This is a genomic window from Bradyrhizobium commune, from assembly GCF_015624505.1.
GTDB lineage: Bacteria > Pseudomonadota > Alphaproteobacteria > Rhizobiales > Xanthobacteraceae > Bradyrhizobium > Bradyrhizobium commune.
In genome coordinates this window covers 5871780-5885318 of sequence record NZ_CP061379.1, presented here as the reverse complement: position 1 = coordinate 5885318, position 13539 = coordinate 5871780, and the positions used below count along the sequence as shown (strand labels likewise).

The following is a 13539-nucleotide window of genomic DNA, read 5'->3' as shown; positions in this document are numbered from 1 at the left end:
AACATGTCTGCGGATGTATTGTTGGCTTTGGTGCTCTTTCGTCCTCGGTGACGTCATTTTTAGCGGACGCGCCTGGCGAGATGACGAAGCTTAGCGCCGATGGGCGTCTTACCGAATTTGCGTGAGCGTGTCGGCTCACGCGGAAGGTGGCCGAGCTCCGGCGCCCCACGTTCTGGTCGAGGAGTATGCACAACTGTACAATCGTTGCGAGGAGCGTTCAGTCGCCGCTCGAGGTACTTGTGCTGCTTTCAACCGCGGTTCTTCCTGGGGCCGCCCCGCATTTCTCTTTTTTCGTCACTACTGCTCCGGTTCGCAAAGCATTGCCAAATCGTGACGTAGCAACACTGGGTAACGAGTCGGTGCGACCAAATTGCACTTCGCTTAGGTCTGTATTCGTTCTAAATTGACGAATCTTCATCGAGTTCGGCGCAATGGAAATCGTTATCGCTGCAATTGCTGCAGCTTGCTATTTCTACGGATACTATCGTTTGGCCTTCTGGCTGATCGCTGTCGCCTTGTTTTTCACACTGTTGGTTCTCGTGAAGTCGATCTCATGTCCAGCATGGTATTTCCAGCGACGAGCCAAAGCTGGGCTCGCGGAGGGCAAAGGATTTGGCGCGTTGCTCGCTATCAAGATGGCTATTCTGGCCATGCTCAGTTTGGGGATGATGAGACTGGCTGAGCCAGCGGGTTACGAGCCCATCCGAAATCAGATCGCGTCCTTCTGCCCAGACAAAACGCAGGGCCTATTTAAAAATTGTGCAACTTGGATACGAATGTCGCAAAAGCGCCCTTGACGGGCGCAAGGCTTTGACAAAGTTGCGTTTATTTGTCGATTGCCTTTACAACAGGAGCGGTTAACATCGGGCATGGGCCAGAGCGGAGGGACGTGGAGTTTTCTGAGAGACGTTTGAAATTTTGAGGGGCGGTTTCGCTCTGTGCAATTGGTCACTATGATTGGAGAGTTCCAATGCACGCAGTCGATTTTTGCTTTGAAGTTGATACTCAGGGAATGGTTGTTTTGAGAGGGCTTTCGCCAGAGGAGACCTTCGAATACGAGGAACTCGCCAATCAATGCGACGAGCTGAGAAGCTTGATAGACCAGCGGCGGCTAGACGTGTTGAGCGCGAAGCATTGTCGTTTGCTGCGGAACGCGCCGGCGACAGTGGCAGCATAATCCGAGAGAAGCTGGCATTGGTTCGATAGGTGGCGTGGATGAGTGGCTTGTTGGTCTTACTCGCTGCATCAGTCATCTCGTTTGTTGCCGGATACGGCACTCGCGAGGTCATCTCTCGTCAACGACGATCGGTGTATTTGAGATACAAGCCATACCTGCGGCCGGCCTCTCCTGCCCCGACGCCCAACCATTCTTTAGGGAGACATAGGCGTGTTGCGGGCAAACGTTCTTAGTGGCTCGCGAACCGGCGACTATCGAAGCGGCCTTAAAGGAGCGGCCATCCGGGCTTTACCGCAGAGGAAAGGTATGTCGCATACCGGGACGTTGGTGCCGGCGCCTCGCATAATTCCGCCACGCTTTGCGCCGGCGCTTGATCTTCCATCAGCTCGGACGTCGAAGGGCGTCGAGATTCCAAGTTCAGTAAATCTCAATTAACCCAGATGGCGTACGTTTTTGGAATTTATTTTCTGGAGTATTTTCCATGGCGCTCCCTATTCGGTCGTGTCCTGAACGGCAAGGTGAAGCCGCTTCGAGGAATACAAATGATGAAGATTTTTTCGCGGTTTTCGCGATGCCAAATGGCTCGTTCCGGTTCGTCACCGATCGGGTCGAGTACGAAATACTCAAAGCAAAGAAAGACACTCCGCTGCCGACCTAACGCGCCAGTCGCTGGCTTAGTTTGATTGACGATTGCTGTGCCGTTAATAAGCGCTCGAACGTCGTTGGTCGTTCAATTCAGTTTAGCTTAGGACCGGATACTATTGGCTGCCAGTTCGCGACGGGCCCAAATCTCGTACAGATAAAGCCCTTTTTTACCGTTCGTTAAGCATCTCCGAAGAGTATTACAAAAAATGTTGCGGGTTTGAGTGGGCTCGCGCGCCTATGCCGAAGTGTGCCCTCCATCAGTGGCTTAGGTATGCCCGTCTGACGCCCCTCAAGAATTGATTTTGCACAGGAGGCTTGTGCTTCTCGTGGCCCACGTATCGACGCGTCCCTCGAACAGTTGGGTCCAAATGGCAAAGCTGAGCGTAGTGCACGCAAACCAATTCTTTTCAGGTCAGTTGATCGTTGTTCGAGAGTCAGCGGGCAAGCGTCTAAGCGGGAAGCGAGGCACCGTGCTTGGGCGTTGCGCAACGCGATCTAAAGTTCGAGTGCTGCTCGACGGGTCGAAGGGACCTATCACCCTTCATGCAAGCTTCCTGAGACCTGCAGACCGTGCAATCGCTGATGAGATAGATCTGATCGAGGTAGAGTGATGGTGGATAAGCTTCGGCTTAACAGCCCTTACAAATCTCAGTTGCTCGCTTAAGTTTCCGATTCTCAAGATCGTCCTCGGCCGAGCGTTCGAGCGTCCATGACGGCGAGCGTATGTCCTCTTGCGGCGGAATAGGGCCGGTCGTTAGACCGTGGCTTATCTGATCTCGGTTCGGCGCAGCGTGCGGACGTGGCGCACGCTGCGAGGCGTGCGGAAGAGGGGGTGGGTCTTGACCTAAGCCATCCCAAGCACTGGACCTGGGCAGCTGTTGTGCCGTTACAGACCCACCGAAGGTCTGTAGTGAAAATGTGATGACCTTCAGCATAAGCACAAGGCGCTTTTTGAAGGACAGTTGGCAATTGAGCCGCGATGCGAAACTGCTTCGCAAAAACATGAGCGTTCTCCCGCGTCGCATAACAATTGACGCAAACTTGAGCTCGAAGCAAGTTCTGAAGTGAGGGCACTCCCGACGTGCGGGTCGCGCTACTGAAGATCGATTTTGCTCATCGGCTCGGTTTATTTAAATGGGTCTGCAATTGAGGGGGCGGTCAGCCTGATACGTCGTACGCTGACGGGCGTTCCATCCGAGACGAACAGCAATTCGTACTTGCGACCGTCGTTGTCAGTGGCTGTGCAAGTAATGTCAGTCACCTTCTTGGCGGCAAAATTTCCGGTCTGGCGACAGACCCCACTAGAAGCTTGCTCGATAGGTGCCGGCAGACCATCGACTTTTGGTCGATCGTTCGAATTGAGCAGCACGCGATCAATGGGAAGCTCGTAAGAGTTGTCGTCGGCGCGCTTTCCATTCTCACCGGAAAACGAAATAACTCGGCTATTGTCGTTGGGGTCGTCGATCGCCACCGCAAAGATGACCCGGCCGTTGTCGCTATGAGCATACGCGACAGTTTTACAGGCGAAATCGTGTCCAGCAATCTTGAGGATCTTGCAGCTTCCTGACATAAGCGCCAGCAGGTCGACAAATCCTTGCTGCTCTGATCCAGCAGTTGCGATGATCGGCGAAAACGCAACGAATAATGTGGCTGCTGCTGTTTGCTTGAACTGCATTGCGTATTTCAGAAAGACCCCTCACATATCGCTTCGACTGGCTGCTCGAGCTACGCTAGTCCTTGCGATCTGGCTCGCGGCTGATCGACGCGCCATCATCAGCTTGGTGCTCAGAGCCGATTTCGTGCACCGAGACGTTCCACCGCTTCCTGTTTATCTGAAGAGCAACAAATATGCCCGGTCCGGTGGTGTGTCCGGTCAACGATTTTCTTGTTGACACGGAGTTTTTCTGCTGCTGCAATGCAGTAATTGCGGTGCACATATGAATGATGTTGTGGATCGAATTTTGAGGTCTTCCAGTCACGAGGTGGCAGTCGTCACTCGACAGAAAGTTGCGAATTATATTGATCTGCTCGCTTCCACAGGGAAGACCAAGCGGCAGCTGATGCGCTACGGATCGGCATATCTAAAAGAGATTATTCAGCCCGATAGCCGCTATTCAGGTTTGTAATCTGCCTTCAGCGAGCGCGCCTTAGTGAAATAGGTCGCGCTCAGAGTGGACGAGTGTTAGCTGTCATTTTCGGCACTCGCGCTAACAGCGCGCGAGTCGCGCGAGTAAGGAAAAAATCGGTTCTTAAGGCCATCCCGTCGACTGCATCGCGCGCGCCCTATTAGCCCGCTCCAATCTTCAACTTTCTCGGCGAGGTATGTCGCGAGGGCGCTGGCACGCGGCGTCCCCGCCCCTTGGTGCCGTCAGCATTGCGAACGACTCCGCACGCGTAGTGGAGCTCGTTAAAGTTATTTTGTAGGGCGGGCAAATTGCCTGATTGTTGGGCGTGCGATTGGACGAGGAGATGTACTAGTGTTCGCTGAAATGTTTGTCGTCAGCAGCATGGGTCTGCAATGCGCATCACGATGATCGGTACGGGTTACGTGGGACTGGTGTCCGGAGCCTGCTTTGCCGATTTCGGCCATGACGTCATCTGCGTCGACAAGGACGAGAAGAAGATCGCTAGCCTTCATCGCGGTGAGATCCCGATCTATGAGCCGGGCCTCGACGAGCTGGTCGCGAACAACGTCAAGGCCAAGCGCCTGAGCTTCACCACCGACCTGTCCAAGCCGGTCGCCGACGCCGACGCCGTGTTCATCGCGGTCGGCACGCCGTCGCGGCGCGGCGACGGTCATGCCGATCTGTCCTATGTCTACGCGGCCGCGAAGGAGATCGCGCAGTCGCTGTCCGGCTTCACCGTCGTGGTGACGAAGTCGACCGTTCCGGTCGGCACCGGCGACGAGGTCGAGCGCATCATCCGCGAGACCAATCCCAAGGCCGACGTTGTCGTCGCCTCCAACCCCGAGTTCCTGCGCGAGGGCGCGGCGATCCGCGACTTCAAGTTCCCCGACCGCGTCGTGGTCGGCACCGACGACGACCGCGGTCGCAAGGTGATGGGCGACATCTATCGCCCGCTGTCGCTGAACCAGGCACCGCTGATGTTCACCGCACGCCGCACCGCGGAGATGATCAAATACGCCGCGAACGCCTTCCTCGCGACCAAGATTACCTTCATCAACGAGATCGCAGACCTCTCGGAAAAAGTCGGCGCCAACGTGCAGGAGGTCGCGCGCGGCATTGGCCTGGACAACCGCATCGGCACAAAGTTCCTGCACGCGGGTCCGGGCTTCGGTGGCTCCTGCTTCCCGAAGGACACCAAGGCGCTGATCAAGATCGCGCAGGATTACGACGTCTCCTTGCGCATCGTCGAATCCGTGCTCGCCGTGAACGAGAACCGCAAGCGTGCGATGGCACGCAAAGTGAGCCAGGCCCTTGGCGGCTCGTTGCGCGGCAAGACCATCGCCGTGCTCGGCCTCACCTTCAAGCCCGACACCGACGACATGCGCGATGCGCCGTCGATCCCGCTGGTCACCGGCCTGATCGACATGGGCGCGAAGGTCAAGGCGTTCGATCCGGTCGGCATGGAGCAGGCCAAAAGTGAGCTGCCTAACATCACCTATTGTGACGACGCCTATGCCTGCGCGCAGGGCGCCGATGCGGTTGTCGTCGTCACCGAATGGACGCAGTTCCGAGGCCTCGATCTCGACCGGCTGAAGAGCATCATGGGGCAGCCGATTGTTGTCGATCTCCGCAACATCTATCGCCCCGAAGAGATGACTGCTGCGGGCTTCGTCTATGAGAGTATTGGACGGTCCTCGACTCCAATCGAAATCTAGCCCCTACGGCCTTCGGCTGGAATGGCACGCTGCAAATATTTCGGCACGTCCCAGCTTTGGAAATCGGCCGTCGCGTATTGCGGCGAAGATCGCCGTGGCGTGATCCACGAGCAGACAATAGGGCGCAACTGCCGGCGTCTTTGCTCTTGGTCGTCCAAGCGCTCGCGCTGAATGGGGTGGGGGAGGGGCGTATTATAATACCCCCCAGCTGGACTGGGCGTAACGCGACGCCCTTGGGCCCCCCGGATAAGACTTAAGGTTGCACAAAGCCAATTGGGCCTTTTCGAGGCAAAAATGTTATGCAACATTGTCGCAGATTTACAGATTTAATATTTTATTCATTTTTTTTCAGGGGCCTCCGTGAATCACAGCGGAACGCTTCTACTGGCCGCCTCTCATGAACATGCGGCTCAGTTTGCTTTTGACGCAATGGACGGGAAAGGCGCGCCGACCATTCGGGTCCCAGATACACACCTCCTGTTCTCGGGAGAGTACCAACGGTTGGGTTCAGATCTTATTATTTCTGATCATGTCCACCGTGTTGTAGTTCCCGATTATTTCAGAAGTGATAGTCACGCGCGTCCGCTCTCGGTCTCGCCGGACGGCGCCCCGCTAGCATCGAACGTCGTCGACGCTTTAACTGGACATACTGCGTATGCGCAGGCCGACCCGCAGAGCGCTGCGGGCAAGGTGGTCGGTCACGTCGTCAAGATGACAGGCAGCTGAACTATGGATTGCGGTCAGGGGTACCGACCGCGGCCACATCCCAGGGCAGATAATACTGTGTGACGAGACTATCAAAGCGGTAACTGAGCTCGAAAATACGCCGTTCGCGCGAGCTACAGGAAGCCAACGAAGGCCCTCGACACCAGTTCCCCAGCTCAACGAAGCGATCTTGAAATGAACCGGTCCTACTCTTTTTGTCTCGAGACAAACACGGGGGTCAACAATGCTGACGGTCATTTTGGATGCGATTTACCGCCAATTCCTTCGATCAGTCATTCCCGCCACGACTAACCGATGGATGCAGCTGTGACGAAGGCGTCCGTCTCTACGCTTGCCTTCGTTGCTGTCTGCCCATAAGTTCGACCTTTTCCGAACGCACTGGTTGAGGTGTCCAATCGAATCTTCAGCAGGCATGTTCTCTTAATGCCTATACGTACCGCGATACTCATCGCCAATCCGCGACAAGCAATCGTGCCGAACTGCCTTTTGACGTCTGGTTACCGTACTTGCCGCGGCCCTGCGCCAACCGGAAAACAATGGACCGGCTCATGCCCCGGCTCTACTGTCCCGGAGGCCACCAAGCCGGGGTCGGTTTCCGCTCGGCCTACCGCTCAGAGGACCAGCGAACGTAGGGCCTAGCGCGGGCATTCTGATCACGGCACAGTTCTGCAATCGCAGAGCGAGGGGGAGAGATCAACCGACTGCAGAAGTTCGTCGAGCGCGGCGCGGCTGGCGACCGGGTAGGCCGAACGGCCTACGCCTTTAATGCCTCAACCCTTCCCGAACCGAAAAAGGGGCTCGATTGGCGACCGGTCGCTGACTTTAGTGCCGCGAAAGAGATCTTGGCCGACGCGAGACTGAAGCCCGTATTCGAGGCTGCTCTGAGGCACGGCTACGCTCACAACCCCTTGAGCGCACCGCTGCCTCCATGCATTGGACCATTCCAGGACCCCATTTTCGGATTCTTCGGGCCGCTTCCATGTCGCAAAACTCAGGGGCTCGTCGGAGCAATGTCGATTGCCGTCAAGTCGGATACGCCACGCAAGGTCTTGCCGAAGACGGTTTCGGCCGTGACGATCACGCCGCCTTGCCCTTCCTGGATAGTAACCGGCGTGCCTTCCAATAGCAAAGTGCAGCGCATCGCTTTGAAGTCAGGTGCAGCCTTGCTTTTCCGAAGCATCTCCGTTGCAAACGCGACCATTGCCGTTGTTTGGCAGAGAACGGCGCCATTTGCGCGTACCTTGCCTGATCGGATTGGGGGAAACGCCTCCTGGGCCCGAGCGGACTTAAATCCTATCACAAGGATCGCAAGCATCGCGATAGTTTGGGCTGAGCGCCGCATAGCCTAGGATCGCTCACCGGCCTCAGCCCGCTGTACCAATACGGTGTGGAGGCCCGCGACGAACAGTTGGTTAAGCATGGTACCTGTGCTGGACGAGAGACATGGAAGTTGACGGGTCCTCTTCCATTGCTTAATGGCAGCGGTCACCGCCGCACTTAGTTCTTCATCCGTCGGTACACGATCCGTCATCGCCCAGCCTCCCGCGTGACTGCCTCCCAGCATAGCTGGTTTCCTAGCCTGGAGGTAGCCCTGGTACCGGACGGTGGATTGACCTTTCGGGTGGCATTGAAGGCCGCGTTGAACATGCAGAACTCGCTCGCGGCTCCCATTTTGGCGATCGCTTCATCCATGGTCGCTGCCACTGCGTGGGCTCGGTCGACAGTCGTGCTGTACTTGTTCAGACCAATCGAGAGACCGACAGCCAAGCGCAAGCCCGAACCCGGAGCGCATGGGCAACAATACAGGCAGAGTTCGAGCAAACACTAGGTCTGGTTGACGCAGTTATCTCAGAAGGACGTCTCGTTAATTGACTCTGCAAGGATCGATTGGCTCGCTTGCCTTCGTTGGAAATGACATATGCCAAGCATTCGATTGACCTGAAGACGAATTCGGGCTGATTGTATTCACGGAGCGCAGAGTCCCGACCGATCCGATCGTTCACCTTCTCGGCAGAGGATCGCAAATGTCAACTCAAGGGCGCTTGAATGACAGGCTCTAAAGCGCGGAAAGGCCTTTGGGACTCCGGATCGTCGGACCGCGTTTCAACGGAGATGTTCTATCGCGGCATGACCTGCACGATTTTAGAGAGCGACACAGAGCCCGGAACATTGCTCTTAATGAGTATCGATCACGCGAAGCATCTAGTTGTGGAGCCGCAGAAACGAATGCTGTGTGTGTGATCAACAGAGCTGTCGCGATCAAAAGCGAATCGGCAGACAGAGAGCCCCAGCATTCGCTGATGGAAGATCTTCTCCGCGCTGGCTCGCCCGAGCAGCGGATCGGTACAAGATACCTATGGACTGGCCTCCGCGTTGGTTCCGATTAAGGAACGTGTACAAGTGCACAGTCATTCGGAAGTGAGGCTCGTAAGCGTACGCGGCAAACGCTTGAGTAAACGACTCAACCGATGCCTGCTTTTAATCATCACCACCGCCGGTTCCTCCAATGTCTTCGCCATGGCGACTGGGTCAGAGCGAAGTCGCTTCCGCCCACTCCGCGGATCGCGCATCAGCTGCTCCGTAACGGATGGATCGAGCGAAGCGATACGCCACCAGGTGTTTCGTTCCGTATTACCGCCGCGGGCCTCGCAGCCATAAATCTTCGGCCAAGGCTTTCTTGATGCTGCGGCAGGGGCCGTAACGAACCGCGCAATGCGACTAAATTGGCTCTTCGCCTTAGACTGGGCTGGCTCTAAATTAGTCAACATTGTTGGGTGCCGCACCGGAGTGCCGCACATGGAAGTCGCTGTCGCTGCGATCGCGGCCGTTTGCTATCGCTATGGCTATTACCACCTAGCCTTCTGGCTGATCGCAGTTGCTATTTTCTACGCGCTGCTGGTCCTCGCGAAATCGATGGCCAGCCGATCCTGGTACTCCAGTCAACGTGCCAAAGCCGGCCTCAAGGAGGGCAAAGGCTTCGGAATATTAATCGTCACCAAGTTGGTCATCCTCATTGCACTCAGTTTTGGCGCGATGCGACTGGCCGAACTCACGGATTACGGCGGCATCGGAACCCAACTTTCGACCCTTTGCTCAAGCGGCACGCAGGGGCTTCGCAAAAGGTGTGCAGATTGGATTGGAACTCAGCAAAAGCGCCCCTGAGATAGGCAAAAACATGGCGAACCCGCACTTATTTTGTCGATTGTCATTGGAAAGTAAGCGGCTAACATTGAGAATAACCAGGACGGAGACCGCACGAAGCCCAGTTTTTCTGCGCCACATTCTGAATCTTCTTTAAGAGCGGTTTTCGCTCTGCGCCATTGGTCCAATTGGTTGGAGCTTCCAATGCACGCAGTTTACTTTTGCTTTGAAATTAACACTCGCGGAATGGTCATTCTAAGCGGGCTGTCGCCTGAGGAGACTTTCGAGTACGAGGAACTCGCCAATCAATGCGACGACCTCAGGAACCCTTCCGATCAGCGTCGCCTAGATGAGTTGAGCGCGAAACACTGCCACTCGCTGAACGGTGAACCAGCGAAAGCGGCGGCGTAACCGACACCCAGCTTGCGTTCGTTTCCGTAGGGAATGTTCGATGAGTGGCCTGCTAGTTCTGTTCACCATCGCTGCCATTTCGTTCGCTGCCGGATATGGCGCGCGCGAGTTGATCTCGCGCCGACGACGGGCCGTTTACCTTAAATATAAGCCGTACCTTAGGCCGTCGCCAAGGCCGGTGGCGCTAACGCTGGCCTCACCTATAGGGCAGCAAAAACGTCCCCAGCGGTGAGCGAACCCCTAAGCGAAATTGGAGTGCAGACGAGGATATTGCTCTCTGCGAAGCTATCATCGCAGGTCGTCCCATCGACGCGATCGCAATCCAACTTGACCAGGCGAGCGCCGCACTTAGACGACGGGCAAACGACCTTGGCCTGACTCTCCCTTACGTGGAGACGCGGCGTCGTCCGCCGGCACGATGGAGATGATGCGTTGATCGAGTTCTTGGACTAGGAGTGACGGGTTGCGCTCAATCGAAACGAAGAGCGCCACAGCCGCCGGTGCCGTTGATCAATGGCTTCGACGTTGATGCTCCGCACTTAACCTTGCGATTCAGGTGAATTTGAAGCTCAGGTTGATGACGTGCGTCCTGCGTCTATGGACCGCTCGTAGGGCGGCGCGGCCGCCGACTGCCCGGAGCTTTATAAGCAAACGACATGGCCGAGCTTTGGACCGAACTGCGCTTGAGCGTGTTGCTTCATATTCGCCGCGACCTCGTCGACCGACAGAAACAATCATCTGAATAGCTCACACTTAACGCTCGGCATGTTCGATCGAGCAAAGAAAGACCACCAAGTGGGCAGAACGGCCACTGGAGAGGCTTCAGGAGACCAACAACAGCGCTCTAGCCGCGCCTTTACAGTCGGATTTATCGCTAATCGCCGTTGCCACGCTCGGATGGTTCTACACCATCGTTCGCGGCGCGCTCGCCTTCATAAATTGGCTCGCCCTCAAAACGCCAACCGCCCACAACTTGCCAACCTTAATGGCGGCCTCGGGCTGGTTGAGCAACAGGGCGGGTTCTCTATTTGGGCTAAGCTGTTAGTTCCCGAGCCCTGAGGGAAACGGACGAATCGACTTTTGGCTGGGCGTCTGCGAAGCTAAAACACCACATAAGTCAAGCTAGCGAGAACAAAGATTGGCTACGCAACCCTGGACAACCGAAGAAGACTCCAAGCTACGGAAATTGGTGCTGTCTGGCCTAGGACGAAGCGAAATAGCCGAGCAGATGGGACGTAGCCAATCCTCAATACGGACCAGGGCGGCAAAATTGCAGATCGCGATTGCCCGTTCCGAGAATCCCATGCAACGGGGGAAGCAGTTGTTTCGTCGCACTCCTACGGAACGCTGACGCTGAGGGGCGACACACGGCTTTAAAGGAAGCCGCTTGAAGCGCGCGATAGCGCTCAAGCTCTCCCTCTGTAGAAATTTGGGTGCTGGACATAAGGCCTCGAACTCGATGGGCAAGGCTATGATAGCTAGCTGTCGAAGCGCTCGCTCATGAGCGTTGCGCCTACAATCCGAGTAGCGGTGGGGCGTCGAGAGTGATTGTGTTTGATTCGTTTGGAGCATGAATCGGACTGCCCTTCCATAGCTCCGTCGCGATCGGCAGGGGCGAAATCTGCATGTTGGTCCACCATGACCTCTCGTCGCCATGCCGGTGCAAATCTTGATGATGAGCACGACAAAGCGGAACGGTGAATTCATCGCTGACCTTGCATCCAAGTGCACGCTGTTGCGCAAACTTCAGATGATGCGCATCGGTAGGTCTCTTGTTGCAGACGAGACAGGCTTGGCTGCGAACGAACCTTAGGTGCCCCTTGCTCCGCTTTCGAGTTGGCTCCTTTGGAAAGGCGAGACCGGTCTGGCTCGCATTGGCGACGAGATCGGCGGCGATCTGCGTTCCCAGCGAATCCGGCTTCCCCTGAAATACGTTGAATGATGGCGCCGGCTGTCGCTCTGCCGCATTGAACTCGGGTGGGAGATTTTCCTTGGACCTCTTTCGGTAAGCAGCTTCCAGGATGCGGGCGTCTTCTTCCAGGAGGGTGTTCTTAAAGGGGAGGCTGGCCCTGGCCCATTCGAGCAAGCTGTCGCCCCTTTCCTGAGAGGCGAGTTCAACGAGCAGCCGGTCCAGGAGCTCGGCTGATAGTTCGGGCGGGAGGATCGGAGCACGGTTAAGAACCTGTTTTGGCGGCTTTCCTTTCAGCCGCGGGGCGTTTGCTGGATCGGTGGCGGCCGGAGCGCCTACGATGACGTCGGGCGCGTCGAGATCGTCCTCGCCGGCGATCCCGACCAGGGCAAACAGGGCGTAACGTCGGACGTAGGTCAGCGCCGCCCCCATCCGGTGCGGGGCTTCGACGTCCTTGCTGGGGCAGACCGGCAGGTCCGAGGAGATCCACTCGCCCGAGGCATGGGCGAGCAGGGTAGTCAGGTGGATCTGGCCGGTCGGCTCGATCCTAGTAGTCTGGATCGTTGCGATCTCCTGCTGGCTCAGCGTCTTACGAACGATGTCCAGGCCGCTCGCGAGGGAGGCATAGCGAAAGGTTCGGTCCTGCTCCCGCGGGAACGGAGACCGGATGATCGCGGTCAGGGTTTTCTCCGGGTTGCTCAGTTCGGCTTGGGCTCGAGCGAGGGCCGCTGCGATGGTTCCGATACGCTCACTGGATTGATGCATTGACTGCCTCCAACATTAGTCTCTCGGAGATGATGGCACGCGACCCCAGGTCGTTTGCCCTGGGCTCGTGAGTGTTTGCCTGCTTGGCTCCCTCCGGCAGCATTTTCATTAACTCGGAATGGCTTCGTAGAAATCTGATGACGCGCGACATCTATTTCTTCTCACTAATGCCGGCCGGAAGATCGAACAGCGGGACCTGCAACGCTACAATCTCGGAAACCCAAGCGATTTCGACATGATTGACCGATTGCATAAAAGGCGCATCGAGGTGGAATAGATGTTGCTCTGAGGCTGGCCTGATGGTCCGCCACCAAGTCGTGCCGTCATTGAGGGTCACGATAAATTTTGGAGCCAGGCCCTGGCGCTTCAGCACCTCCTCGCTCATCGGCTCGCGAAAGCCTTCCCTATAGAAGAGCATCCAGCCCCGCAGCTTTCCCCGTGTGATATCGAGAGCGACCGAATCGGATGGCAAGTGGGAGCCGCCCACCACGCGACGCTCGGTTTTGCGGTATTTAACCAGGTCATCCACGATTACCGATCCGATGACAGGGACTGCTTTGGCTGCCCATGCATAAGCGTCGGGCGCGTTACTGAAACCCAGAACTTCCTTCGGCACACCGAGCGCTTTGGCGATCGCTGCAGCTCGCTCTGCGTCGAGCCACGTGTCGCGCTCCTCAAGACGGCGGATGGTTTCGCCGCTAACGCCCAAGAGCCTTCCAAGGTGTGCCAGCGTGAGGCCGGCTCGCCGACGATAGTGTCGAATTGAGTTTGGAGGTGGAGCGCTTTTCAAGCGGCTCTCATTTGGGATCGATGATCCCGTCGACGGTCGCAGGCGCACCTTCGGCGGGTTGGACGCTTGTTGTGAGAGTGCGCGACGATTTTTCTGCAGTTTGGATTCGTTGTTCATCGGTGTTGTGCTGGTGG

At 56.6% G+C, this 13539-nt stretch carries 8 protein-coding genes; 4 read left to right on the top strand and 4 right to left on the bottom strand.

Annotated elements, in window-relative coordinates:
• Positions 1 to 431: 431 nt before the first annotated feature.
• Positions 432 to 797, top strand: a complete 366-nt coding sequence (locus tag IC761_RS27660) for a hypothetical protein (RefSeq protein WP_195799841.1) — start codon at positions 432 to 434, stop codon at positions 795 to 797.
• Between the two features lie 173 nt (positions 798 to 970).
• Positions 971 to 1177, top strand: a complete 207-nt coding sequence (locus IC761_RS27655; protein ID WP_195799840.1) for a hypothetical protein — start codon at positions 971 to 973, stop codon at positions 1175 to 1177.
• 1771 nt (positions 1178 to 2948) lie between these two features.
• Here the strand turns inward: IC761_RS27655 and IC761_RS27650 are convergent.
• Positions 2949 to 3497 (bottom strand): hypothetical protein, encoded by a 549-nt coding sequence (locus IC761_RS27650; protein ID WP_195799839.1) that lies wholly within the window; start codon positions 3495 to 3497, stop codon positions 2949 to 2951.
• Positions 3498 to 4340: 843 nt separating this feature from the next.
• On the opposite strand from IC761_RS27650, the gene IC761_RS27645 reads away from it, so the two are divergent.
• Positions 4341 to 5663, top strand: a complete 1323-nt coding sequence (locus tag IC761_RS27645; protein WP_195799838.1) for a UDP-glucose dehydrogenase family protein — start codon at positions 4341 to 4343, stop codon at positions 5661 to 5663.
• Positions 5664 to 7380: 1717 nt separating this feature from the next.
• Here the strand turns inward: IC761_RS27645 and IC761_RS27640 are convergent.
• On the bottom strand, positions 7381 to 7590 hold the full coding sequence (locus tag IC761_RS27640; RefSeq protein WP_195799837.1) for a hypothetical protein: 210 nt from the start codon (positions 7588 to 7590) through the stop codon (positions 7381 to 7383).
• A 1595-nt stretch (positions 7591 to 9185) separates the two neighbouring features.
• On the opposite strand from IC761_RS27640, the gene IC761_RS27635 reads away from it, so the two are divergent.
• Entirely contained in the window at positions 9186 to 9551 is a 366-nt protein-coding gene (locus IC761_RS27635) for a hypothetical protein (RefSeq protein WP_195799836.1), read from the top strand.
• Between the two features lie 1903 nt (positions 9552 to 11454).
• Here IC761_RS27635 and IC761_RS27630 read toward each other — a convergent pair.
• Positions 11455 to 12615 (bottom strand): ERF family protein, encoded by a 1161-nt coding sequence (locus tag IC761_RS27630; RefSeq protein WP_195799835.1) that lies wholly within the window; start codon positions 12613 to 12615, stop codon positions 11455 to 11457.
• A 151-nt stretch (positions 12616 to 12766) separates the two neighbouring features.
• Positions 12767 to 13522, bottom strand: a complete 756-nt coding sequence (locus tag IC761_RS27625) for a helix-turn-helix domain-containing protein (RefSeq protein WP_195799834.1) — start codon at positions 13520 to 13522, stop codon at positions 12767 to 12769.
• Between the last annotated feature and the right edge of the window lie 17 nt (positions 13523 to 13539).